Source organism: Methylosinus sp. LW4, from assembly GCF_000379125.1.
Lineage (GTDB): Bacteria > Pseudomonadota > Alphaproteobacteria > Rhizobiales > Beijerinckiaceae > Methylosinus.
On the sequence record NZ_KB900627.1, the window covers coordinates 796420 to 821217 of the forward strand.

Annotated in this window: 18 protein-coding genes and 6 pseudogenes; 12 read left to right on the forward strand and 12 right to left on the reverse strand. The window is 57.0% G+C overall.

The window, feature by feature from the left end:
- Positions 1-194: 194 nt before the first annotated feature.
- The 6 genes and pseudogenes from METLW4_RS0123260 (at position 195) to METLW4_RS28175 (ending at position 6435) form a co-directional block, all read left to right on the forward strand.
- On the forward strand, positions 195-1412 hold the full coding sequence (locus METLW4_RS0123260; RefSeq protein WP_026191779.1) for an IS256 family transposase: 1218 nt from the start codon (positions 195-197) through the stop codon (positions 1410-1412).
- Positions 1413-1464: 52 nt separating this feature from the next.
- Positions 1465-1641 (forward strand): annotated as a pseudogene (locus METLW4_RS0123265) (phage integrase N-terminal SAM-like domain-containing protein); the annotation flags it as partial.
- Positions 1642-2250: 609 nt separating this feature from the next.
- Positions 2251-2442: pseudogene (locus METLW4_RS28980) on the forward strand (helix-turn-helix domain-containing protein); the annotation flags it as partial.
- 12 nt (positions 2443-2454) lie between these two features.
- Positions 2455-2601, forward strand: a complete 147-nt coding sequence (locus METLW4_RS27285; protein WP_256377850.1) for a winged helix-turn-helix domain-containing protein — start codon at positions 2455-2457, stop codon at positions 2599-2601.
- Between the two features lie 282 nt (positions 2602-2883).
- Positions 2884-4461 (forward strand): hypothetical protein, encoded by a 1578-nt coding sequence (locus METLW4_RS28170; RefSeq protein ID WP_157235621.1) that lies wholly within the window; start codon positions 2884-2886, stop codon positions 4459-4461.
- A 243-nt stretch (positions 4462-4704) separates the two neighbouring features.
- Positions 4705-6435, forward strand: coding sequence for a hypothetical protein (locus METLW4_RS28175; protein WP_157235622.1), 1731 nt, complete (start codon positions 4705-4707; stop codon positions 6433-6435).
- Positions 6436-6710: 275 nt separating this feature from the next.
- On the opposite strand, the gene METLW4_RS28715 is transcribed toward METLW4_RS28175, so the two are convergent.
- The 5 genes and pseudogenes from METLW4_RS28715 to METLW4_RS28985 form a co-directional block, all read right to left on the reverse strand.
- Positions 6711-6863: a hypothetical protein gene (locus METLW4_RS28715; RefSeq protein ID WP_245258554.1), complete on the reverse strand. Its 153-nt coding sequence runs from the start codon at positions 6861-6863 to the stop codon at positions 6711-6713.
- Positions 6864-6939: 76 nt separating this feature from the next.
- Positions 6940-7068: pseudogene (locus METLW4_RS28720) on the reverse strand (transposase); the annotation flags it as partial.
- Positions 7069-7358: 290 nt separating this feature from the next.
- Positions 7359-8630: a hypothetical protein gene (locus METLW4_RS28180; protein WP_157235623.1), complete on the reverse strand. Its 1272-nt coding sequence runs from the start codon at positions 8628-8630 to the stop codon at positions 7359-7361.
- A 49-nt stretch (positions 8631-8679) separates the two neighbouring features.
- Positions 8680-12369 (reverse strand): glycosyltransferase, encoded by a 3690-nt coding sequence (locus METLW4_RS27295; RefSeq protein ID WP_198290255.1) that lies wholly within the window; start codon positions 12367-12369, stop codon positions 8680-8682.
- Between the two features lie 107 nt (positions 12370-12476).
- Positions 12477-13022, reverse strand: a complete 546-nt coding sequence (locus METLW4_RS28985; RefSeq protein WP_083919391.1) for a transposase — start codon at positions 13020-13022, stop codon at positions 12477-12479.
- Between the two features lie 72 nt (positions 13023-13094).
- On the opposite strand from METLW4_RS28985, the gene METLW4_RS29025 reads away from it, so the two are divergent.
- The 5 genes and pseudogenes from METLW4_RS29025 (at position 13095) to METLW4_RS28990 (ending at position 14804) form a co-directional block, all read left to right on the forward strand.
- Complete coding sequence (locus METLW4_RS29025) at positions 13095-13538, forward strand: transposase (RefSeq protein ID WP_444849024.1); 444 nt, start codon at positions 13095-13097, stop codon at positions 13536-13538.
- Positions 13466-13915 (forward strand): annotated as a pseudogene (locus tag METLW4_RS29030) (IS256 family transposase); the annotation flags it as partial. The gene METLW4_RS29025 and the pseudogene METLW4_RS29030, both read left to right, overlap by 73 nt.
- 92 nt (positions 13916-14007) lie before the next feature.
- A pseudogene (locus METLW4_RS29035) lies at positions 14008-14103 on the forward strand (transposase); the annotation flags it as partial.
- 82 nt (positions 14104-14185) lie between these two features.
- Positions 14186-14479, forward strand: coding sequence for a transposase (locus tag METLW4_RS29040; protein ID WP_444849025.1), 294 nt, complete (start codon positions 14186-14188; stop codon positions 14477-14479).
- A 46-nt stretch (positions 14480-14525) separates the two neighbouring features.
- The gene (locus tag METLW4_RS28990; RefSeq protein ID WP_371212343.1) at positions 14526-14804 is read left to right on the forward strand and encodes a transposase; all 279 of its coding nucleotides are present in this window, start codon (positions 14526-14528) and stop codon (positions 14802-14804) included.
- On the opposite strand, the gene gmd is transcribed toward METLW4_RS28990, so the two are convergent.
- The 4 genes and pseudogenes from gmd to istA all read right to left on the reverse strand — a co-directional run bounded on the left by gmd (position 14743) and on the right by istA (position 18645).
- The gene (gene gmd / locus METLW4_RS0123340) at positions 14743-15732 is read right to left on the reverse strand and encodes a GDP-mannose 4,6-dehydratase (RefSeq protein ID WP_018268660.1); all 990 of its coding nucleotides are present in this window, start codon (positions 15730-15732) and stop codon (positions 14743-14745) included. The genes METLW4_RS28990 and gmd overlap by 62 nt on opposite strands.
- 320 nt (positions 15733-16052) lie before the next feature.
- A complete protein-coding gene (locus METLW4_RS27305) occupies positions 16053-17315 on the reverse strand; it encodes a discoidin domain-containing protein (protein WP_157235624.1) in 1263 nt (420 codons plus the stop codon).
- Positions 17316-17473: 158 nt separating this feature from the next.
- Positions 17474-17737, reverse strand: a pseudogene (locus METLW4_RS26055) (ATP-binding protein); the annotation flags it as partial.
- On the reverse strand, positions 17650-18645 hold the full coding sequence (gene istA / locus METLW4_RS26060) for an IS21 family transposase (protein ID WP_245258538.1): 996 nt from the start codon (positions 18643-18645) through the stop codon (positions 17650-17652). The gene istA and the pseudogene METLW4_RS26055, both read right to left, overlap by 88 nt.
- A gap of 718 nt (positions 18646-19363) precedes the next feature.
- Here istA and METLW4_RS27310 point away from each other — a divergent pair.
- Positions 19364-20452, forward strand: a complete 1089-nt coding sequence (locus METLW4_RS27310; protein ID WP_157235625.1) for a Hint domain-containing protein — start codon at positions 19364-19366, stop codon at positions 20450-20452.
- A 371-nt stretch (positions 20453-20823) separates the two neighbouring features.
- Here the strand turns inward: METLW4_RS27310 and METLW4_RS0123375 are convergent, their stop codons facing one another.
- Genes METLW4_RS0123375 through METLW4_RS0123385 form a run of 3 tightly spaced genes read right to left on the reverse strand, consistent with a single transcriptional unit; the run spans position 20824 to position 24747 of the window.
- Positions 20824-22893, reverse strand: a complete 2070-nt coding sequence (locus METLW4_RS0123375; RefSeq protein WP_245258539.1) for an ATP-dependent helicase — start codon at positions 22891-22893, stop codon at positions 20824-20826.
- Positions 22877-23806 carry a hypothetical protein gene (locus METLW4_RS28440; RefSeq protein ID WP_198290256.1) on the reverse strand — a complete coding sequence of 310 codons (930 nt, stop codon included), beginning with the start codon at positions 23804-23806 and terminating at the stop codon, positions 22877-22879. The genes METLW4_RS0123375 and METLW4_RS28440 overlap by 17 nt, the downstream gene beginning before the upstream one ends.
- Positions 23803-24747: a DUF3991 and TOPRIM domain-containing protein gene (locus METLW4_RS0123385; protein WP_043333683.1), complete on the reverse strand. Its 945-nt coding sequence runs from the start codon at positions 24745-24747 to the stop codon at positions 23803-23805. The genes METLW4_RS28440 and METLW4_RS0123385 overlap by 4 nt, the downstream gene beginning before the upstream one ends.
- Between the last annotated feature and the right edge of the window lie 51 nt (positions 24748-24798).

Sequence of the window (24798 nt, forward strand, 5' to 3'; positions counted from 1 at the left end):
ATTGAACGAGGCCGCTATCGCGGCCAGGAGCGGCGAGGTCGTGGGATTGGCCTCCTGTCTTAGAGGATTTGGGTGTTACAGCCCACTCTCAGACAGGAGGTTCCAGATGGCCGAGATCAGCCCTCTGCGGCGTCGCAGGGAGTGTCAGGAATTTCGTGTGTGGGCGGGCATGATGGAGAAGAAGGAGATCTCCCATGGCCCGACGCAAAGAGCCCCGCATCCCTGACGCGCTTCTGGACCAGTTGCTGGCCGGCGCCGATCCCAAGACGGCCTTCGACCCGAACGGCCTGCTCGACGATCTGAAGAAGGCGTTGGCCGAGCGCGTCCTCAACGCCGAGATGGATCACCACCTTGCGACCGGCGAGGCGGCGAACAGCCGGAACGGCTACGGTCGGAAGTCGGTTGTGACCGACACCGGCAAGATCGATCTGGATATACCTCGGGATCGGCAGGCGACCTTCGATCCGCAGTTGATCGCCAAATACCAGAGGCGGTTCCCCGGCTTCGACGACAAGATCATCTCGATGTATGCGCGCGGCATGAGCACGCGGGAGATCGTCGGCCATTTGCGCGAACTCTACGGCGTCGACGTCTCGCCCGATCTGATCAGCGCTGTGACCGACGCCGTTCTCGACGAGGTCGCCGCCTGGCAGGCGCGACCGCTGGAGACGACCTATCCGCTGGTCTTCTTCGACGCGATCCGGGTGAAGATCCGCGACGAGGGCCTGGTCCGCAACAAGGCGGTCCACGTCGCCCTCGGCGTGTGGGCCGACGGCGTCAAGGAGATCCTCGGGCTGTGGCTGGAGCAGAACGAGGGCGCCAAATTCTGGCTGCGGGTCATGAACGAACTGCGCAATCGCGGCGTCGAGGACATTCTGATCGCCGTCGTCGACGGTTTGAAGGGCTTTCCCGATGCGATCCAGGCGGTCTTTCCCGAGACGATGGTCCAGACCTGTATTGTCCACCTGTTGCGGCTCAGCCTCGATTTCGTATCCTGGAAGGATCGCAAGGCCGTGGTCGCCGAGTTGAAGCCGATCTACCAGGCGCTCGACGACGAGGCCGGCGCTGCGGCCCTCGGCGCCTTCGAAGCGAGCGAATGGGGACGGAAATATCCGGCGATCGCCCAGAGTTGGCGCCGCGCCTGGGGCGAGGTCGTCCCGTTCTTCGCCTTCCCGAAGGAGGTTCGCCGGCTCATCTACACCACGAATGCCATCGAGGCGCTGAATTCGAAGCTGCGGCGCGCCGTCCGCGCCCGGGGACACTTCCCCACCGACGAGGCCGCGCTGAAGCTGCTGTTCCTGGTCTTGAACCGGACCGAGAATGAGTGGACGATGCCGGCACGTGAGTGGAGCCTGACCAAGGCGCAATTCGCCATCCTCTTCGGCGAGCGCTTCACAAGAGCGATGGTCTGACGATGTTCAACCCGCCCGCCCACACACGAAATTCCTGACACTCCCGCGTCGCATGATCGAGGACATCACGGTCTGCAATCTTTCACCGGCGACCCAACAATCCTACATACACGCCGTCGCGAAGTTCAGCCAACATTTCGGGCGTTCGCCCGATCGCCTGGGACTGGAGGACGTCCGCGCCTACCAAGTGCATCTGGTCTCGAAGGGCATATCCTGGGCGTCGCTCGATCCGAGCCCGTTTGGAAATTCACGGATGAGCGTTTCGGTGCAGTAGGACGCCGGCCATTGCGACGTGAATCATGGCTGTCGAGACGTCGACCGTCGAGATTAGATAGGGCAAGACCCCCAGCCCGTAGAGTCAAGCAAATGGCGCTGAATTTCGCGCACCGTCATGCCGCGCGCCTACATCGGTGGGCATGGGCGAACCCTCCGCTCGGTCGCCGACCGCATGCTCGCCGCGGCCTGAACTACGCTCCAGACCCGGACTCTCTAGATTGAAATCTCCCCGCAAAGATCAGCAATCCCCGCCTATGATCGTAATTTGCAAACGGTGAGGAGGCCCTGCGCTCCTTCCTTTTTCGAGAACGGATGACGTGAGGCAACAACTTATGCCAGCCCTCTGAGAGGCCGACTCACGTTGTGGGATTTCCGAATCGGCTGAAATGTGATTCGACATGGCGAACTCTGGGAGGTTCGCCGTGTCGACAGCGATTGCGGTTCGGGACGACTCTGATGCGCGCTCGTTGCGGGCGACAGCGAAGCGTTCGAAGAACGGGGCGCAAGCGCGCCGTCTCCTCGTCCTGGCGTCGATCTATGACGTCGGCGCGCGCAGGAGGCGGCGAAGATCGGCGGCGTCACTTCCCAGGTCATTCGTGACTGGGTGCTGCGTTTCAACGCCCCGGGGCCCGAAGGGCTCGTCGACCGCAAGGCGCCCGGAAAACCCTCGCGGCTCGACGACGCGCATCGCGCCGCGCTGGCGGCGCTCATCGAGAAGGGGCCGACGCCCGCTATCCTTGGCATTGTGCGCTGACGGATCGTCGATCTGTGCCAGTCGACATTCGAGGAGCTTCCCATCGTCGTGTCGGAACAGACCATGAGCCGCGAGCTGCGCAAAATGGGCTATCGCAATGTGTCGGCGCGGCCGCGTCATTACGCGCAAGCCGAAGGCACATGGGTTTTGATCGGTTAGAATTGGTATTAGCATTCAGCACCATTCCTCAGAAAAGCAATACGCCGCATATATCGCCTTGATCTCTTCAAGATCGTCGTAATATGGCTTCTACGACTACAAAAAGTGAGCCAAAGCGACGATATCTCATTGAAATCAAGTGTTGTGCTGGCAACCAAGCGCGTCGCACCTCGGCCCCAACGCAGTGGTCGGAGCCCCCAATTGTAAGCCCCTTAAGCTGCTCGACAAAAAATGCTTTTTTTGCTATCTTTCCTTCCTTCGGCAAATGAGGAGACCTCGCAAGTGACCGGTACCAAAAGAGGGGCGATCTACTGCGCAGTTGGAACAAAATACATTGATCAGTGCGCAGTTTCCGCCATTAGCTTGCGACAACATAATCAAAGCATGGGCGCCGCTATTTTTACCGATCAAACAAGCTACGCTCGGGAGAACTTTTCCCACGCTTTCACAGAGATTCTGGAGATCGCGCCGGATGCCGAGGCTTTAGCTCTTTTGGAGTGGATGAAAGAGACTAGAAAGCTTCCATCTTTGAAGGTTCTCATTTGCGACAGGTCCCCTTTTGAGCAAACTCTTTCTATTGACGGAGATACACTTGTCTTAGGAAGTCTAGATGAGGCGTTTGATCGCCTAAAATATTTTAAATTACTTGCATGTGAGGAGTGTCTTAACGCAATTGGCACGGTCGACGGACATTGGGCCGCAGTGGGACTCGTTGACACCGAGCGGAGGGGATACGCTAACGCTGGTGTTCTATTTTATGATAGCGCCGACCCGGCGGTGCAAAGGTTTATGGAAAACTGGAAGCTCAATCTGCTTTCATCAGACAGCCCCGTTCCAGTTGAAATGAGATCAAATGATCAAGATGTTCTTAATTATATGATGTGGAATCCGTCCCAATTTTGTGCCGACATAACATTTTCAATAGATGAGCTGAAGGCGGCAAATTACAATTGCTATTGCCGCATGTGGATGGAAATTTGGGAGGCTAGTAAGTGGAACGAAGTACGAATTATCCATACATGGATGAGCACGACAATCGCATCGATGAGCGCTGAGCCTGATTTTTCCTGGTCGACGATATTTTCGGCATCCTTTGGACAATTCGCTTATATTAATCAATTTCTAATTGGTGGCTACGAGATTGCTAGGGGTCTTAGAAGGCTGCTGCATTCCGGCGGGCGCTACGGGCTCACGCCTTTTCAGCGACTCCTGCACGAGGCCGAGATGCGACTGATGTTGCCCAATGCAACTCAAATCGACGAGATTTCTATATCCTTACATGCAGGTTATTCTCGTTTCGAGAATAAGCCCTGTGCAGATGTGCTCGAAGAGTGGATTTTGGAACGAGGTGGACGACCAGTTTCATTGTTGAAAATCGGTGTTGATCATTCCTTTTGTGGTATGGGGACCAGAAACCAGGGTGCCAGATTTCGTAGAGGAAATGATTTGTTGTTTTTCAGAAATGCTCTACCCTGTCGCGACATTTTGGCCCTAATTCGTTACAGGTTCTTGAAGGTTGTCCATGACGGGATCGCCACACGATACGTCGAATATAATCGTCGAGGCGAGATGGCGCGCCTCTGTCTCCCGTTCGTTCCAAACCTTTTGGTAGACGATGACATCGACGTATCTACACAGATACGAATAGAGAATTTTTGTGATGTCATGCAGAGATACGTCTATGAAGGAATCGGCTTGTTTTTTGTTTCAGAAGATCTAAAAGGGTCGACTGATCGAATAGCTCAGCGCCTATGCGAGGAATCTGATCGTTTTCAGATACTCTCGCATCCACACGCCAGGATTATGGGAGCTAACCAGGGCTGGTCGCTCATCTCTGTCAGAGCAAATGAAAGTCTTTGATCTAGAGCGGCACCTATGAACATCCCAAAAACGTCGCTTCAAACTGATAAATTGCTGCGCGAGCTTTCGGAGGAAAGAGTATGGCAGGCCACGAAACATTGCCAAATGAGTACCTAGCCTATCTTCGAAAATCTCACCTAATTCGGGCGACATATGGTGAATAGAGATAACGTAAATATCTCAAATAGCTATATCTCACTCCAATGACCGTAGCCGTCACGATGATCAGACAGGAGCAAATTGGTGGTCTCCGAGGAAAAAATGGCAATTATGGGCGAGATAACAACACAAGCAGAGTCAGCATATATTACTGAACTACGTAATATACTGCTGCAGTTCGCACCGAACGCGTCTCGTTTTCTTCAATGGGGTCCCGGGTCAGTGGTACGCGAACTATGTGATATAGCAAGACAAAAGCCATTCCCCTTAGTTTTAAGTATCGATTGTAGCATAGAGCGCCTTCGCAACGTATCTGGAAGTCTACCCTTCTACAGTTTCCTCCACTTCCGCTATTTTGAATGGCGCGATCCTTTTTGTGGAGAGGACCGATACCCGAGTTATTTTGAATATCCCGCTTATATACAAATGCAATTTGATGTCGCTTTGCTTGACGGGGCCGCAAAAGCCTTATGCGCGGTCGCCGCTACCCTGGCGGTTGATCATGAAGGTATCGTAATAATTACGGATTGGCAGGGTTCACGCCATAACCCGCTGCGTGCACTTTTCGAAACGCTCTATGAAGGCGAGCGATTGACTGTGTTGCGCCCAAAACCGGTCCGACAAACAAGAAGCCGTCCACCTGAAAGGCGGGTCGTAATTGTGCCTGTCAACGGTAAGCGTGCCGAACAAGAACACTATGTCACGCGGCCCTTTGCCGAATCCTACGCCCGGTCGATTGGAGCCGATTTCGAGGTGGTAGGGGCATCATCACAAATATCAGCGCATCGACTAAAGTCTGAGGCTTTAAACGTTGCCGAAATGTACGATCGAGCCTTGCTAATAGATGCCGACGTGTTAATCAGGCCCGGCTCTCCAGATATATTTAATATCGTACCCGAGGAAGCCCTCGGCGCTTTTGAGGAAGGACGCTTCTCTTCACGTGAAGACTGGTGTAATTTTCTGAACGACGTCTACGGGCTTGGTGAAGCTTTAAGCACAGATAATTACTTTAACAGTGGCGTAATGGTGTTTTCTAGACGCAATCTAGATCTTCTTCGCGCTCTCCGCGATGAGATTATATGGGGGCACCCTCAGTTTGAGCAAGGTTTCCTGAATGCAAAAAGAATACTTTTGAATATCCCTTTATTTTCACTCCCAATTGATTTCAATTATATCCCCGATGTGGCTGCAACGAAAGGCGACTGGAGATTTTCATTTTTCTTTCATCTGGCCGGGTCAGGAAAAAAAATAACATTATATAACGAGCTTTGGGTAGATAAGTCGCGCGATTTGACCGCATTTTCTCTCCAGCCGTTTATGTCCGCTTATATCAGATTGGGTCAGTTAAAACAGGTATCAGAACAAATGTCGGGAAACATCGTACAATATCTTGACCCTACCGATTTTTATTATGATGCAAATTATGCTAGGCCAATATTAAACCGCGATCAACAAGTGGTTTTTTTCTTCCACTCAGACGCGGCGGAGATTGATCGCCCATTGGCAGTTTGGGGGCCGTATGTCACTTTGCAAGCTGGGCTATGGCGTTTACAATTCGTGAACCACGAAGGTAGTAGCTTCGTCTATGAAGGAGCCGCTTTTGACATCGTGAAGGGAGAGGCCCATAGCTTTGTGGTCGAGTTCTGCGAATGGCCGAAAGACGGAGCTATAGATTTCTTTCTCAGCGAAATCACAGAGGGGATAGAGTTTAGGATCTATGCAGCAAAAAGGAGTGCAGAACTAGCGTATTTGCGACTTGAGCTTGTGGAGACGATACAAGAGCATTGTATAGATCGGTGTTCCACTGCGTCCTAGCCGCTCTCATTCGACGATGCGTTGTCGGGCCGTGCGGATCGCGGGCCGCACGGGGCCTCTCGGCTTTTTCACCGCTTCGAGGACCGCGCTTTTGGGACGCGTTGGGGGGATATGGGAGACCAGCTGGGCATGACGCCCCTATCGTTCATGGCCCGCGTGGCATGAGCACGGCCGCCGGCAAGGAACAGAGAAGGTCGGCCAGTCCCTGCATGCCGAGCCGCATGTCGGAATGGCCGGTCGCAATCCCGACCCCCGACAGCCCGCCGGCAGCGGGATCATCGCCGCAGCGCCTTCACGACCCGCGACAGCGCGGCTGTCTCGACATCGGACCACACGAGGATTCGGTCCCCCTCGGCGAGCACGATCTCCATCTGGCCGGTCGGCCCTGGAGGGGAACATTCTGTCGTCGTGTCCGGAGTGATCGTCACGGGCAGAGTCGGCGCGAGGTCCTGCGGCGCGGTTGCCTCGACGCCAAGTGAAGAGTTGGTTGGTGTTGAGATCGTGCCGCCGTGCGACCTCGGCGATCGAAGCTCCATCCGCGAGGCTCTCGTCGACGATCTGGCGCTTCGCTTCGAGAGACCATGATCGGCGCCGGCGCCGGAGCGCCGGAGGATCGTCATCGTTGCGCGACATCGGCGATAGTGTCCACTTGTAATAGAAGCGGACACGATCATCGCCCCACCCGTCAGGCAGCTATCTCAAAAACCGCAATCAACGCCAGGCGGCCGCCGCCGACGCGATACCAGCTAAGCTGCGTCTTGTGAAACTTGATGAGGTTCTTCGCCCAGTCCTCGCGCGCAGTAGAGACTGTCATACAGCCCCGGCGAAGGGCGTGTGAACTTTGGCCCACTATAACTCTCCACGCTGGAGCCGCTACGAAGCGCTCGCTTCGCGGCTCAAATATTGTTTCATAGGCACGTCACTTATTTGAGCTTTATGAGTAACACGCCACGAAAATTTAAATTGCCGCGCTCTCCCAGAACATGAATCACGAATTCGAAACCATCGGTCTGATGAGCGACATTGAATTTCAATTCCCCCAAAATTCCGTCATTGGCCCCAGGTATCAAAGTCGCCCTTGAACTCGCTAATCTATATTGACCGGCGTTAAATGTGACAGCCAACTCGAACTCTAAGGCCTCGTCGCCATCGCCCAGAAATCGAGCTGCATAGAATCCTTCGGCAAGCGATATATAGGGACCGAATATAAAGGGTGCAGTAGCCGGATGTCTCCTAGAGTAAATTATTCCATTTCTGCGGCCCGCGTAATCGCTCGAAAATCTATGAGCCGGAATATTTAGAGACCCTTGCCTTTCAAGGACAATAATAGACCACGGCGTTGGATCTGACGTTATCATCTTGGGATGCATGCATGGAATTGACTTGGAATGATGCTTCCTTAGGTGAGATCCAATAATGGCTTCCAAACGACGAATTCGATTTGAATCAATTGCGGGCTGCTCGTTCACTAGGCCGCTTTTGCCTACGCGGTTAATCGGTCGCCGAAATCGCTCGACGATCTTTGAGAGAGAAACCATGTTCGCGGCAAACGCCGTCGACTTGGTAATGTCATCCTCTCTCGGCAGAAGGAAGCGAGCTCGTGCGTGAGCAACTCGGAGTGCGCCGAGTGAGCGCGTATTGCTCAATCTAAGACTTAAGTCCTCAAGCGCGACCGCAGCGCCATGTGGGTCATTGCCACCCATCTCGAAAACGATTTTGGCGATCGAAATGTCAATATCTTCGCCAGGCTTGTAGTTGGAGAGCAGATTGCGCAGGTCGTCCCAGTCTCCGGCTTGCGAAAGTGCAATGAGATACTGCTCGCAGATTGATTCGTCTTCTGGTGCCAAAATCCGAGCGATCTTTAGCGCACGCAAAGGTGGCGTAACATCGCTTATAACACTTGCGGCTAGATCCGATCGGCGATAATCAAACTCTAACTCAGGGAACGCGCTTAAGACCTCGTCGATCCGCTGAGCAATGACCTCAATGTCTGCGGCCCGCCTCCAGTCAGTGGTTTTGATTAGATTCTCAAGAGCGCAGCGATTGTCTTCGAGCGTTGATTCGTCGTGGGTCTTACCTCCGAATAAGAGATCCACGCTTACGACTGGCTCGACAACCACTAGTTCTTCCTTGTCACTCACTTTGGGGGACAGTTTTTCTATATCCACGAGCGCCTCGACTTCAACCTTGTCCACGTAAGATAATGTTCGGCTTCACCTAGAACCAGTGTGACCAAACGCTTGTTTACTCACAAGAGCTGTAATCTTCGGCTTGAGACGAAACGACAATGGGCTTGTTCCGCGTCAAAAACTCGCTGGATCTGAGAAATGCTTGTAGAATTTCAGATCTTGATAGTCTGTGCGATGTTAGGTCATGCAACCAACCAGCTGCTCCGGCCTCTTCTGGCTCCCTTTCTAACAATTCAACGTAGAGTGCGCGGATAAACTCTTCATCCGATTTCTCGTCCAGTTCTTTATATGATACGTTTTTATACCAAAGCGAATTGTCGACCTCGACATTATCCTTAAGACGAGATTCATTCACCGAAACATTCAGGTCGTGATTGCCGGACGCAACCACGGATGTACGAATATCGTCTGATGTAGACTTTGAGGAGGGAGTCTCTTCCGCTTTATTCCGAGTTTTAATCACGCGCACGCTATGTCTATCCTCAAATAGTCCAATTGCCATATTGCTGAATCTCTCGGCAACATTGCTCCAGTCATGCTCGTCAAGCCATGCTCTTTGGCGATCAAGAAGCCGTTCCCGTAGTTCGGCATTTTCGAGTACCTCTGAGATCGCATCCGCTATATCGCTGGCTCCACAGCCACGCGCTTGGTGCGAAAAATCGACTACATCCTGAAAGATTGATTGCGGAGTGGTGACCACAGGGCGCAGCGCTGACAAACCGTAACGAATTGCTCCACTTGCGGATTCACCGGTCTGCTGATAGCCGAAAACTGAGACGTCAGCGGCTTGCAGCAAGGTCATTGAATCAGAATCATCTAAAAAATCAGGAATGATGATGACTTTGTCCTCGATATGGAGCCCCGCAACGAGGTTCTTGCACAGTGCTAGCTCCTGTTGAGAGACGGCATTTTTTCCGTACAGTGAATTGACCATAATCAGAATCGCGGCTGGATATTTCCCCAGGAGCTGAGCAAAGGCCAAAATGATTTCAGGCAGTCCTTTTCCCGGGAGCAGAAAACCATAAGTAGCGATTACCGGGTTAAATGTACTGAGGCCAAGCATTGCGCGAATCGACGCACGATCGACAGGCTGCGGCCTAAAGGCACCATGAGGGAGTTTGACCACATTATTTACCAAACCAAATGACTTAAGTCTTTCCACATCATCGACGCTGTGAACAACCAGCCGTGTAGCGTAACGAAGTTGTGAGGTCACATGAGAAATAGATTCTATTCTTCCATCTATCAAAGCGTCCTGGGTTTTATGGAAGAACACATGGACAGATATGCCGGCGTCTTCAAGTTGGGCAACTGCATTAGCGAGATCAACGAGTTTGTGGAAGCCATAATTGTATTGAAATACGACGATATCTAGATTGCGCTCGATAGCCGCAGCCACTACTCGATCTAGCGTCTCTTCTCGATGGGTCCATAACCGATGTACATTGGCACCATCGATCCCGATTGTGTGCTCATGATTGGCAAATATCGTGACGTCGAACCAGCCCGGCGGAAGATGGTCAATCAGAAAATTTGAATACGTGTAGATACCGCATTCGACATTCCATGTGGACACCCAGCCAACCCGCATTTTGCGCTGCAGCAACTTCCGCTGAGTTAGTTTATCAACAAACGCCTCGACATTTTCCGCCGACCTCGCCCACGTCAGAGGAGCAACTGTCTTGCTTGCCGCGTCGATCTTTTTCGACATCGTTGAGTCCCCTTTGCTATCGAACAGAAGCCGCATTTTCTTTGCGAGGTCCGCGACGTCGGCGCGGACCCACATCGCTCCTGCTTCGTTAACGTGGCTACTTGAACTTTCCACGTGGAAGTCAACCAAATATGCGTTTTCACTGTCGCAGAAGTCGATATGGCCAGAGTATGCTGTCACAATAACGGGCACACCGCTTGCCATTGCCTCGGCGGCTGGAAGATTGTATCCTTCCCCTCGTGTGGGCAGTACAATGGCATCGATCATACTGTAAAACTGGCCGATATCCTCGTCATTAAGGTCATCATAAATGACACGGACGTAGGGTGCATTAACACGGCCTACGATTACACGTTGAATTATGTCCTGGATGATATTACTCACATTGTGGTGAGTTTTGATTATTAATTCGACATTATCTGTCGCCTTAAATGCTATCGCGTAGGCCGTTATCAGCTCATCGATTCCCTTTCGCGCCATTCCAGAGGAAATATGGCCAAACCAAAATGGGCTCCCTTCGGCACGGGAGTTACAAATCACACCCGTGCGATGATCAAGACCTACGCCGCAAACCTGGATCGGGATACGTACTCCGCTATTACGACAGAGATTCAAAACGAAGTGTGTAGGTGCGATAATCCCGTCGAGGTAACGGTTTATCAATGCTGCCAACGCGGACGGAATTTCGCTCTCTTCCCAGAAGAAATAGGAGAGACGAAAGTCGCCTAGCATCCCAGCCGCACGCAGAGGATACATGTTGCGCACGGAAATCTCGGTCGAATTTACGCAAAACGGAGGCGTTTTAAGAAGCGGTTCTATTTGTGGAAAGGCTTCCACCGCATCCGACTTAAGCGTGTAGCCAGGCAACCCTTCAGCAGGCACGAGGCGAGCTGCGACATGCTCTCTTGCGTTGAGCGCCAATGCGAGGTTGCGATTGACGAGTGCTAGGCTATAGGTTGTTTCGCACGGACCTTCGAACACGAACACTCGCTCAGCGCCGTGTTCTTCCGGTTCATTCTGTGGTTGATAGGGATCGACTCCGCGAGGCAAATGGGGTTCAATAAAATTCATAAATTTTTTTGCGACCGTGGGCCGGCTGAAATTTTTCAGCCATGCTCGCTGGCCTCGGATTAATAGCCGCCGTTCCTCAGGGTTCTCAAACAATCGGTGCAAAGCGCTTGCTAACTCTTCAGGATCGGTAGACCGAAGGAGTACGCCTGAATTGCCGAGCGTGCTGCTTATCGCCGATGTATTATATGCGAGTACCGGCGTGTCGAACGCCATTGCTTCGAGTAAAGGAACTCCGAAGCCTTCATGCTCACTATAAGACACGTAGGCGTCGGCTGCTCTGTAATAACCATAGAGAGCTTCCTCGGGGACATGACCTACGATATGGATCCGACTCTTCAGCCCCAGCTCGTCGACCTCGCGCTCAAGACGACTCGCATAATCCTCCCCATGGTCGGAATGGCCGACCAGGGTCAAATGCAGTGGGTAATCAAAGGAGTCGCGGTAGGCGCTCATAAAGCGAATAAGGTGCATCTGCCCCTTATTGGGACAAATGCGCCCGACAAATAAAAGCTGATATCTGGGGCTTTCAAAATAATAAGGTCGCGGATCATGGTCACGCCAACGTATATCCGTGAAGTCTCGTAGCAATGGTATAACATCTACCCCACTAAAGTTTCGCTTTTGCAGCTCGGCGGCATTGTAGTCGGAATCGGCAAACGCGGCATCGACTATCTTCCGATATTCCGACAGCATCGATAAGCCGAGCTTCGCGTAGTATCTAAACGGAGATTGCCGAGCAAAAAATATTGGCGGCGTGATGTTGTGATATTGAAGTATTTTCCTGCACTGCAAATCACGTATAAATGGAAAAATATCATGCCCCATGGAATGATGCACAATGAGAAGATCATCGTGATCGGGTCGTAATTCGAAAATAGACTTAATTTTATCTGTAAGACGCTCGTCTACATGTTCAGCGTAGATGTCTGACGCTACGCCAGACTGAGCAAGAATCTCTTGCACGTAGAACATCGACGCTGTAACGGCATCTCCTACAGCCGATCCAGAATGAAACTGATGCACCCGGCATTTCTGCATTGTCTTATCACGCGATGGTTGAGCCGACCGATCTAAGTTTCTCGCACATTAGAGCTGTCGCGTCTAGGCAAAGAACGGACTAGCCAGGGCATATTGACCTCGGTCGTAATCGCGCAGATTTGCTTTGATAGGGTTAAACGCGGTAGTTCTCGGAAAACCCTCCCGGCGATCCAAGCCGCGATTATGCATCGATTGACCGCTTCGAGGGAGAACCCGGCGCGTTTTTCGGGGGCGGAGATGTAGCGCGCGCAACGACCAGCAGTTCCGGCGGCCGGCTGGAGTTTCGAAGGCGAAGGTTCGCGGGTGGACGGAAAAGGGTTGAGATTTCGGAGGAGCTCGCCCCTCGCTTCATGTCGCAAGGCGTAGAATGGGAGCAAGCGCGATGCGGAGGAATTGCGGTCGGGACAGTTCGTCGGCAGATGGATTTTGATGTCGGTCGTCATCTCGGCGACGCGCGCGGCGATTTTCACGGGGCGCAGGCGCAGAGTGTCGAAGTGAGCCGTCTGCAAGGCCGAACGCTCTGGCGGCTCCATGCCGAGGCACCACAGGATCCAATAAGCGCCGACGTATAGAAACAAGTATTTCGATGAAGCGGATGTGTCAGGGATTTCTTGTGTGGGCGGGCATGATGGAGAAGAAGGAGATCTCCCATGGCCCGACGCAAAGAGCCCCGCATCCCTGACGCCCTTCTGGACCAGTTGCTGGCCAGCGCCGATCCCAAGACGGCCTTCGACCCGAACGGCCTGCTCGAGGGAGTGTCAGGAATTTCGTGTGTGGGCGGGCATGATGGAGAAGAAGGAGATCTCCCATGGCCCGACGCAAAGAGACCCGCCATCCCTGACGCGCTTCTGGACCAGTTGCTGGCCGGCGCCGATCCCAAGACGGCCTTCGACCCGAACGGCCTGCTCGACGATCTGAAGAAGGCGTTGGCCGAGCGCGTCCTCAACGCCGAGATGGATCACCACCTTGCGACCGGCGAGGCGGCGAACAGCCCGGAACGGCTACGGGTCGGAAGTCGGGTTGTGACCGACACCGGCAAGATCGATCTGGATATACCTCGGGATCGGCAGGCGCGACCTTCGATCCGCAGTTGATCGCCAAATACCAGAGGCGGTTCCCCGGCTTCGACGACAAGATCATCTCGATGTATGCGCGCGGCATGAGCACGCGGGAGATCGTCGGCCATTTGCGCGAACTCTACGGCGTCGACGTCTCGCCCGATCTGATCAGCGCTGTGACCGACGCCGTTCTCGACGAGGTCGCCGCCTGGCAGGCGCGACCGCTGGAGACGACCTATCCGCTGGTCTTCTTCGACGCGATCCGGGTGAAGATCCGCGACGAGGGCCTGGTCCGCAACAAGGCGGTCCACGTCGCCCTCGGCGTGCGGGCCGACGGCGTCAAGGAGATCCTCGGGCTGTGGCTGGAGCAGAACGAGGGCGCCAAATTCTGGCTGCGGGTCATGAACGAACTGCGCAATCGCGGCGTCGAGGACATTCTGATCGCCCGTCGTCGACGGTTTGAAGGGCTTTCCCGATGCGATCCAGGCGGTCTTTCCCCGAGACGATGGTCCAGACCTGTATTGTCCACCTGTTGCGGCTCAGCCTCGATTTCGTATCCTGGAAGGATCGCAAGGCCGTGGTCGCCGAGTTGAAGCCGATCTACCAGGCGCTCGACGACGAGGCCGGCGCTGCGGCCCTCGGCGCCTTCGAAGCGAGCGAATGGGGGACGGAAATATCCGGCGATCGCCCAGAGTTGGCGCCGCGCCTGGGGCGAGGTCGTCCCGTTCTTCGCCTTCCCGAAGGAGGTTCGCCGGCTCATCTACACCACGAATGCCATCGAGGCGCTGAATTCGAAGCTGCGGCGCGCCGTCCGCGCCCGGGGACACTTCCCCACCGACGAGGCCGCGCTGAAGCTGCTGTTCCTGGTCTTGAACCGGACCGAGAATGAGTGGACGATGCCGGCACGTGAGTGGAGCCTGACCAAGGCGCAATTCGCCATCCTCTTCGGCGAGCGCTTCACAAGAGCGATGGTCTGACGATGTTCAACCCGCCCGCCCACACACGAAATTCCTGACACTCCCCCTGCTCGACGATCTGAAGAAGGCGTTGGCCGAGCGCGCCCTCAACGCGGAGATGGATCACTACCTTGCGACCGGCGAGGCGGCGAAAAGCCGGAACGGCTACGGTCGGAAGTCGGTGGTGACCGACACCGGCGAGATCGATCTGGGGATCAGCAGGCGACCTTCGCCTGGCAGGCGCGACCGCTGTAGACAACCTATCCGCTGGTCTGGGTCCACCCTCATCGAGTCGCCGAGTCCCGGCTCAGCCGCTCGAGATCGGCGTCGACCATCTCGCGAATGAGCGCATCGAGCGAGGTCTCGGGCGCCCAGCCCAGCGCCTTGCGCGCCTTGCTGGAATCGCCGAGCAGAACGTCCACTTCCGCCGGGCGGTAGAATTTCGGATCGATCACCACATGCGCATCCATGTCGAGGCCGGCATGGGCGAAGGCGATGCGGCACATGTCGCGCACAGTGGTGGTGACGCCCGTCGCCACCACATAATCGTCCGGCGTCTCCTGCTGCAGCATCAGCCACATGGCGCGCACATAATCGCGCGCATGGCCCCAGTCGCGCTTGGCGTCTATGTTGCCGAGGCGAAGCTCCTTGGCGAGGCCGAGCTTTATGCGCGCCACGCTATCCGTCACCTTGCGGGTGACGAATTCTATGCCGCGCAGCGGGCTCTCATGATTGAAGAGAATGCCCGAGGAGGCGTGCATGCCGAAGCTCTCGCGATAATTGACCGTGATCCAATGGCCATAGAGCTTGGCGACGGCGTAAGGCGAGCGCGGATAGAAGGGCGTCTTCTCGCTCTGCATCGGCTCCTGAATGAGGCCGTACATCTCGGAGGAGGAGGCCTGATAGAAGCGCGCGCCGGGGGCGCCGAGCCGCAGCGCCTCGAGCATATTGGCGACGGCGACGGCGGTGATGTTGGCGGTGAGAATGGGCTGGCGCCAGGAGGAGGCGACGAAGGATTGCGCGGCGAGATTGTAGACCTCGTCCGGCTTCACCTCCTGCGCGATGCGCAGCAGGCTGGAGAGATCGCCGAGATCGCCGTCGAGCAGCTGCACGTCATTGGCGACGCCGAGCCAGCGCAGGCGATGGTCCTCGACGCCGCGGTGCGAGGAGCGGCGGATCACGCCAGAGACTTCATACCCCTTGCCGAGCAGAAGCTGTGCGAGATAGGCCCCATCCTGTCCGGTAATGCCCGTCAGCAGCGCGCGTTTCGTCATAGTAACCTCGTTAGAAGTGTGCTTAGTTGGCACGGTCAAGACACAAATTCTTATTCTGCTTACACTGGTTCGCGCTCAAGCGTATTCCAAGTATAGCGACATGACCAGCGGCGCGACTGCCCCTCGAAATCCGGACCCCTTTTCTTCCAAGCGCAAGCCTTCACCCTGCGAAACTCCAGCCCACAGCCGGAGACGTTCGCGCTGTCCGCACTTAAAAAACCCGAGTCCCCAAAAATGCGCTCATTCTCCGCTCAAAGCGGACCGGTAATGCATCATCGCGATGGCGCGTGACGATCGCCGAGATCCCAGAGCATAAAAAGCTATGGCCGTCGCCCAAATATCTCCACTTGATCGAGATGGAGAAAATTGCGGCCAAGCAGGGCTATGCGAACGCAACGCCCATGCAGCGGCTCTGGCGGAGACCATGAAAAAGGAACGCCAGCAAGTGAAGGAAGGCTCTGGTCATTCCGGACAAAAACAGTTGTGAATGTGTCATTCGTTTGCGGCGACACCGCGATAGCGAAACGCGAGAAACGTTCTGCAACGTGATCATTGTCTGTGCGATTGTAGATCCGAACTTCTACAATTTCACAAGATTCGCCCAAATCAACGGCCCACCAAGCACCGTCGTCGTCGGAAGTGTGAAAGCTGTAAGCTCCCGTCAGAACGCCACTGACAGCACCCGAGGCATCTGCCTCAAGGGTCGCGCCTATGGAATACGCCGACAGCGAGCTTTGAGTAGCCGGGCGCCGCAGCGCCAAGTTCACTACGCCTATCGGCGCAGGAACAGGTGTGACGTTAGATCTTTGCCGCGTGACCGTTTCGGCAAAGGGCTCTGCCGAGCCTATTAACAAGTTATCTGTGACTAGATCACCGAGAACCTTCTTAATCGTCATATCATCAAAATTGTTGCTAAATGAACAGAATGCCTCAAGAAGGCTTGCCAATTTATTCTCGCCAACACCCCACTTTAAGTGACGGGCTACGTCATGTGGGCATCCATTAACAGTCGTAATCCGGAACCCATGAGATCGAAACATGGCTGCGTGCAGATAATCCTCCCATACTAAATTTCCGTAAAGTATATCAACGCGATCCTTGCTTTTCAGGCAATTATAGGCATCGAAATAGTATTTACTTATCTGGTGCTTCATGTCTCGATAACGAGCATCGAACTCGATGAAAGGGCTTGCAATTGAATATTGAGGACCAAAAGCCAAAACTCGCCCAACGTCCGGATAGTACGACGTATACGCGATGGCCCCACTTCCGCCCATAGAGTCACCAATGACGCCAACATTCCGGTAATTTTTACAAATTGCAGCAATATGCTGGAAGATCCAGCCTGTATCATGATGATTCCACCAAAGCGCATGGCGATCGGTGACGAATATAGCAGATACACCAAGTTTTGCGAGGGTTCCAGCGAACTCCTCGATTGGCTCTCCAGCACCCGCGAAACCTCTACTAGCAAACGAAACGATTACTCGATCGCAGTTTTGATGATAATGCTTTACGAAATAGTTATCAGTCACGATATCTAAAGATGACGTAATCATACCATCGTTGTCTCGCTTGTTCATTTCGTCGACTCTTGGAAACATATTCACTGTGGAGGGCATGAATGACATCTTCGTGCTAGTTCTGCTAGGTACCGAGAAAAAGAAAGATCGTCAAGCGCATCAGGCGGGGTGACCAGGCGATCGGGCTCCGAGCAGCCGATCCACATGGTCTCCGCTTTCGCCTCGTTGACCTCACTGCTGGCGAAGTCGAAGCCGGCGAGATCACGATAGTTCGGGAAGCGCGCAGACTTGAGCTGGTAGGCGATCGATCTCACCTCCCGGTCGGCGGTTTCCGCCTTCAAGAGTTGCGACAGGATCGGCAGCGCGGCCTCGAAGGCCGGGGAGCCTTCCTCGGTCAGCTCGCTGACGGCTTGCGCCATGCCGTGCATTTTGAGACTGCGCAGCATGATGACGATGGCGCCGGCGGCGGGATTATGACGCATGGCGCGCCTCCCGACCTTTGCGCAGCGCGTCGTAGCGCTCGACATTGGCCTGCGGCTCGGTGGTGAGCATCAGCGCATTGGGCGGCTTCACCGGCGGCGCGTCGACCGGCTTGCCGTCCACCAGGCGGGCTCGGGATCGGCTGCCAGAGGCGGTGACGCGCGTCCTGAACGTTCTTCTCGATTTGCCCCTTTTCCCAGCCGGAGGCCGGATTGCAGAATGCGGCCTCGAACAGGAAATGGCTGACCATGGCGGCGAAGCGGGCGTTGACCTGGCGCTCTTTGCCGCGCCCGACCTTGTCGATCGCCGTGCTCATATTGTCGTAAATGCCTCGCCGGGGCACGCCGCCCAGCACGCGGAAAGCGTGATTGTGAGCGTCGAAGAGCATCTCATGCGTCTGCTGCGGGTAGGCGCGGAGGAAGAACGCGCGGCTGTAGGAGAGCTTGAACTGGGCGACCTGCAACTTCGTCCGCTCGCCCGCAATGATCGCCCAATCCTCCGACCAGTCGAACTGGAACGCCTCGCCGGGCAGAAACGTCAGCGGCACGAACGCGCCGCGCCCGCAGGTCTGCTGCTCCCGATGCCGCGCCGCCTTCCACTCCCGCGCAAACGCCGCCACGCGATTGTAGGAGCCGTCGTAGCCGAGGGCGACCAGATCCGCGTGCAACGGTTTGACCGTCCGCTTCTGCTTGCGCGATTTTGTGGCCTCATGACGCAGCATATGCGCCAGCTTGTCGGCGAACGGGTCGAGGCGGCTCGGTCGATCGGGCGTGGCGAACCGCGGCTCGACGCTGTCCGAGCGCAGATACTTGCGCACCGTATTGCGCGACAGCCCCGTGCGTCGCGCAATCTCGCGGATCGAGAACTCCTGCCGATATCGCCAGCGTCGGATGACGCTCAATAACTCCATGTCGATCACTCCCAGGTCCCCCGCGACGGTCGAGGGGGAAAGGTTCGAACATGGGTCAGTTCTCGGTGGAAAAACTCGGGCTGCCTGGGTCAGCTCTCAGTGGAAATCAACACACGGGGGGCACGACCCGGAAACCGCCCTGGCAAATTTCACTACGCTCAAGCGTAAGACCGTATGTCCGCTACTGCGGTGGGGGGACTCCCCACCGTTTGTAAAGCCCAATCATGGGCGGGGATTGACGATTTTCTCGGGGAGACGTCGATTGAACAGGGTCTGGAGCATGGCGCAGGATCGGCTCGGCACTTTGCCGCCTGGGTCTGTGAGTCGGGCCTGTGCCTAGATCTCGGCCCCGCAGCGGTCGACCACTTCGCCAGCCACTACGGTCGGTGCGCTGGCACACCGCGATGGGACGGAGTGTCCCGGAATTACGCCTGCGGACTTATTCGGTTACAGAGGCCACCTTCAATCGGAATTGCCAATCGGGCAACCCACAACGCGGTTGACGCCCGTTGCTTTTGATGGTACATTTATTACGTATTATTACTTATATTCTCCGACAACAAGCATGGTTTATGCTTTCTTTCAACGCGAGATCCTCCCGTTATCTTGCGCCGTATTCCAAGCTAAAGATCGGTTTGGTTTAGCCGTGGATTCCTCGAACACGACGACATCTAGATTCCAACCAATTCATTCTATAGCGTTAGAGCGGGTACATACGATGGATAACAATATTCCTTTTTATTGCTACGGAACAAAAATACTTACTGTTTGCGGCGATGTTGCGGTTCAAGACCTTAACGTTGGCGATTCTGTCGTCACTATTATAGGCAAGCACAAACCTATACGTCGGGTCAGCCATCGCGAGGTCGATTGCTACCGTCACTCTGACCCAACGAGTGTCTGGCCGATTCGTATCTCTGCCCACGCGTTTCGGGAGAACGCACCAGTCCGTAATATCTATGTGTCGCCTTCGCAGGCACTTTGTTTCGACCTAGTTGGAGAAATTCTTATTCCTGCCCGCGCCCTCGTCAATGGCGCAACGATCGCCCAAGTCGAAGTGTCGAGCGTGATCTATTGGTACGTTGAGTTGGAGGGACATGATCGTCTACCTACGGAGAACCAGCCTAGCGAAAGCACTCCCGGCATGGGCAATCAGGCATTCTTTGAAGAACGCGGCGCTGTTCTTGCCCGACTCCCGGAGCTCGATGACTCTTCGATAGCCGCGCCAGAATTGTCGCGCCCTTTCTATACCGAAGGACCGATCGTCGCCGCCGTGCACGAGCAGCTACTCTCTAGGGCCAAAAGCTTGGGCTGGACGTTAGACCAAACACCTCCGCTCGATCTGCATCTGCTCGTGGACGGAACGCGGATCGAGCCGGTCGTCCGCGGATGGTTCTTTCGCTTTGCGATTCCACCGCAGGCGCAACAGGCTTGGCTGATATCTTCCATGTCGCGGCCGTCTGACGTAAGCAACAGTGATGACGGTCGCAATCTCGGGGTGTGTATTGTGGGGCTAACTCTCTGCGATGGCTTCGGATCGGAGCGATCGATCGATCTCGGCGATCCGCAGTTCGACCAACACGGCTTCCATCACTTCGAAGAGGGTCAACGTCGCTGGACCTCTGGGCTCAGCCGAATACCTCCGGCCTATTTAAAAGAATGTACGGATGGAGTGTTCCTACGCATCGAGCTAGGCGGACCGATGGTGGCGAGGTGGACTGAACCGCAGCAGAACGCGATCTCTATTTCCTCGGCCGGGGATGGTGTAAGTTTAGCCCTAGGCCCAGGACTTATTAATTCCGAGTGAGGCGTGATTCAATGTCTCCGAGATGGAGGCTTCGATGGGTGCCCCCGCGCGGGTCGAACACGGCCTTCAACTCTTCCGCGACGAATACGACGTCGCCGCCGCGGCGGAACACCGCGCCGATCGGACGCGGTGAGGTCAGGGATATCATTTTCATGATCTGCTCCTCCAATCGTTGATGTTTTTCTCCAATACGATTCCCGAAGGCCGCCTCGGGGCCGGCGGGGCAAGGGCGCGAGGAACGCGCGGGAGCCTCAGCGACAACCCCTTGCCGCGGCGGCCGTGCAGGCGGCACAGGCGCTTTCGATGATGGTCTTGCCTCGCGACCTCTGCTCACGGCCTGCGCAAATGATTGGGAAGTCTTCGCCAATCGACTAGCGGGCGCGTCGCGCGCCGCGTCGCTCTGCATCCCGCAGGCGTCCCCGGATGCAATGTTCGTCAGGGATGTCGTCCACGAATGGAGACGGCGATCCGAAGCCGCGACGGAAGCCGCAGTAGGAAATGCTGACCCGCCTCATGCCACGCGTCAGCGCGACGTACGCGAGCCGGCGCTCCTCCTCGCCGTCACCGTAGTCCGAGGGAAATACGCCCGCCTCCCAGGCGGCCAGGAACACATGGGGGAATTCGAGGCCCTTCGCCTTGTGGAGCGTCATCAGCCGCACGCGGTCGGTTTCGTCCTCGCCGGGGCGGCTGGTCGCCAGCGCCGCGTGGTCCAAGAGCTCCCGCGCCGTGTGGAACTCGCCGGCGAGCGCGATGAGCTCCTGCAGGTTTTCGAGCCGATCTTCCGAACTCTCCGCCTTGCTGTCGCGCAGCATGGCCCGATAGCCGGTGGCGTCGAGCAGCAGCGAGATCTGATCGGCGAGCGTGTGCGAGCGATCCTCGGCGATGCGACGGACCTGCTCGGCGAACAGAAGTCCGGCCGCGCGGCATTTCGTCGGCAGCTCGGCGGTGTCGAGCGCGCGCAGCAAGGAGACGTTTCGAAACGAAGCCTCCGCCTCGACCGCCTCCATGGCCTTGGCGCCGAAGCCGCGACGCGGCTCATTGATGACGCGCCGGAAGGCTTCATCCGACTGGCGATCGTCGGGCGTCGCGGCGAGCCGCAGGAGGGCGAGCGCATCCTTGATCTCGGCGCGCTGATAGAAGCCGACGTCGCCGACGATCACATGCGGGATGCGGGCGCGCATCAAGGCTTCTTCGAAGCCGCGTGACAGGAAGGAGGCGCGATAGAGGATAGCGATGTCCTGCCAGGACGCTCCCTCGGCGCGGCGGGCGAGGATCTCGTCGACGACGCCGGCGGCTTCGGCCTGGGCGTCGCGGTAGGCGACGATCTCTAGTCGGTCCCCTTGCTCTTTTTTCGTGTAGAGTGTCTTTCCGAGACGTTTCTTGTCCCGAGCGATGACCGCATTGGCGGCAGCGAGTATGTGGCCCGTCGAACGGAAATTTTCTTCGAGCCGGATCTGCACGGCGCTCGGGAAATCTTGGCGAAAGCGCCGGATATATTCGATGTCCGAACCACGCCAGCCGTAGATCGCCTGATCATCGTCGCCAACGCAGAAGATGCGCCCGTGCTGGGAGGCGAAGGACTTCAGCCAGCTATATTGCGCGAAATTGACGTCCTGATATTCGTCGGCGGCGAGCCAATCGAAGCGCGACGCCCAGCGCGCGCGATAGGCGTCGTCCTTGCGCATTGCGAGGGTCGGCCACAAGAGCAAGTCGCCGAAATCGGTGGCGTTGGCCTCGCGCAGGGCGCGCTGATAATCGGCATAGACGCGCGCCGCGGCGCGAAGGCCATAGACGTCGAGGGGCTCGCGGGAGTGAGCCGCTTTTGCGATTTTTGCTTCCACCCAAGCGGCGGCGCCGGACGGCGTGATCAGATTGTCTTTGAATTTCGCGATGCGGTTGCACATGATCTTCAAAGGATCACGTGCATTGGCGTCGCCACCCTCCTCGCCGCCGAGGTCTTGCGCCTTCATGACGCGCTTGACGAAGCGGCGGCTGTCGTCGGCGTCCACGATATCGAAATTCGGCCGAAGCTCGGCGATCTCCGGCGCGTCGCGGAGCTGGCGCGCGGCGAGGCCGTGATAGGTGCCGAGCCAGGAGGGCGCGGCGTGACCGTCGAGCACGGCGCGTATGCGAGCCGCCATTTCGGCGGCGGCCTTGTTGGTGAAGGTGACGGCGAGAATGCGCGACGCCGGGATGCGATCGACGGCGATGCGATGCACGACCGCCGCCGTGAGCGTCGACGTCTTTCCGGTTCCCGCGCCGGCGAGGACGAGGATCGGCCCCGTGTGAGACGCCGCCCGCGCCTGCTCGGGGGTCAGGGTTCGAGCCACCGTCTCGAAGGCGTCGGCGGGCGGTTGCGGCTCCGACGGCTCGTCGAAGCAGGGCTCGAAACGGTCCCACTCCTCCATGCCGGCGAGCGGGTCGTCAGAGAATCTCGACATGGCAGTTCGCTCCATTACAGCGGATGAGTTCTCCGCCTTCGGTGGCCTCGGTGGAGAAGACGAGGAAATGGTCGTCGAAGTAGAAGGCGCCGCTCTCGTTGCGTTCGCCGTCGACGACGACGCCCTCGACGCATTGCGAGCCGTCGTCGGCTTCGACCTGGACGAGCGTATCCAGGCCCCGTTTGCCGGTCGGGAGATGTCGGCAGCGGCGGCGCATCGCCTCCGGCAGGCGCGAGAAAGCTTCGGCCAGTCGCGCAAGCGTGTCCTCGATGAAGATTTCGTCGAGGGTCTCGGTGACGTCGATCGTGTCGCCGAGCTCCCCGAGCCGCTCGAGGAACAGGTCTTTCGCGAGATTCGGCGGCCAAGGCTCCCAGGGGCTCATGCCGGGCGGCAGCGGCAGGGGATCGTGATCTAGCGGCTCGAGCGTGATCTGCAGGCTCGATCTTATGTCGTCGCGGCTCCAGCCGACGACATGATAGGCTTCGTTCGCCGCGGCCTGACGATCGGCGCGCTTGTGGAGGGCGTAGCTCTCGTCTGTCCACGGCGGCAGGCCATAGCGTCGGTCGACAGCGTCCTGCAGACGCCGATCGAGCTGCGCGAAGCCTTCGCCGAGATGCGGCTTCAACGGCATGATGGGATCTATGCCGCCGACCAAGGCCTCGGTCGCGTCGTGCAATAGCTCCCGCAGTGCGTCCCGCGGCGCGAGCTTTCCTTCGCGCTTGCGCAAGGCCAGGACAGCGAGGCTGTGCTGGGCGACGCTGAGCGGCAGGTCCCAGGCGGAATATCCGCCCCAGCGGTAGGTGCGCGACAGGCCGATCGCCAGATCCTCGTCGGTCCAGGCGTCCGGCTTCGGATCGAGCAGGTCGAGCCGACCGCCCGATTGGAGCAGCATCCAGGCGCGTTGTGGTTTCATTTTGCGGCTTCCTCTCTTTGTCGGAGCATGTCGTTCCAGTCGTCGTCTTCGATCGGCGGTCTCAGCCGTTCGAAGGCGACGCCGGCGGCGTCGGCGATTTCCCGATGACGCGCGGCGTAGCGATCGCCGGCGCGATCGGCGTCGGCGGCGCTGCAGAAGACGGATCCCGGGGTTCTCGCGAGGCGGGCGGCGATCGTCTCGATCGCTGCGATCGTCTTCGGCCCCATGCCGCCGCCGGTCGCGGCGTAGAGCGTGTCGTCGCGGACGTCTTCGAATGCGGCGACGCTCAGCACATTGATCGGCGCTTCCGCGAGCACGAAGCGCGTCGGCGGCGCGGAACCGCCGGGAAGGCGGAACAGGACCTTGTCGCCGCCCTTCACCGATCCTTTGAAATCGGGACCACGGATTTCGATATGGGTCACGGCGCCGTGATCGTCGCGATGCGCGAACCAGGCGCTGCCATAGGGGCCTTCTCTCACCGCGTCGGCGGCGCGCGCCCGTTCGAGGACGCGTCGCGGCAGCACGCGCGCGCCGGCGAGATAGCGCCACACGAGCGAACCCGGCTGCAGCCGGGGGCGTCGCTCCCAGCGCTTCGAAAGCGCGAGCGCGGGCCTCGACTCTCCTCGGGAACGCTGGAAGTTGGGAAATCGCGGGGCGACGCCGGTGAAGCGGCGCAGCACTTTACGGACCTCGCCGAAATTCAGGCGCGGCTCAAGATGCTGAACGAGATCGAAGACGTCGCCCTTCGCCTCGCTCTGCGGATCCCACCAGCCCTTGCCCTCGTGATTGACGATCAGGATTTCTCCCTCTCCGCGTCGATATTTGAGGCAACTCTTCGTGCTCTCTCGGCGGTCGAGCCGCCAGGGCGGCGTCGCGCGCTCGAGAAACGCCGCGCAATGGGTCTTCGCCCGCAGCTGTTCGATTTCCGGGTCATGGCTCATGGCGTTCCGTCCCTTTCTCGGGTCGGGCGGAGCGGAGAGCTCGATTTCCTC

Bases quoted from the DNA above. Each gene is read 5' to 3' on its own strand.
- METLW4_RS0123260 (WP_026191779.1), top strand. From the start codon at position 195: ATGGCCCGACGCAAAGAGCCCCGCATCCCTGACGCGCTTCTGGACCAG.
- METLW4_RS29025 (WP_444849024.1), top strand. From the start codon at position 13,095: ATGGCCCGACGCAAAGAGCCCCGCATCCCTGACGCCCTTCTGGACCAG.
- gmd (WP_018268660.1), bottom strand. From the start codon at position 15,732: ATGACGAAACGCGCGCTGCTGACGGGCATTACCGGACAGGATGGGGCC.
- METLW4_RS27305 (WP_157235624.1), bottom strand. From the start codon at position 17,315: ATGAACAAGCGAGACAACGATGGTATGATTACGTCATCTTTAGATATC.
- istA (WP_245258538.1), bottom strand. From the start codon at position 18,645: ATGGAGTTATTGAGCGTCATCCGACGCTGGCGATATCGGCAGGAGTTC.
- METLW4_RS27310 (WP_157235625.1), top strand. From the start codon at position 19,364: ATGGATAACAATATTCCTTTTTATTGCTACGGAACAAAAATACTTACT.
- METLW4_RS0123375 (WP_245258539.1), bottom strand. From the start codon at position 22,893: ATGTCGAGATTCTCTGACGACCCGCTCGCCGGCATGGAGGAGTGGGAC.
- METLW4_RS28440 (WP_198290256.1), bottom strand. From the start codon at position 23,806: ATGAAACCACAACGCGCCTGGATGCTGCTCCAATCGGGCGGTCGGCTC.
- METLW4_RS0123385 (WP_043333683.1), bottom strand. From the start codon at position 24,747: ATGAGCCATGACCCGGAAATCGAACAGCTGCGGGCGAAGACCCATTGC.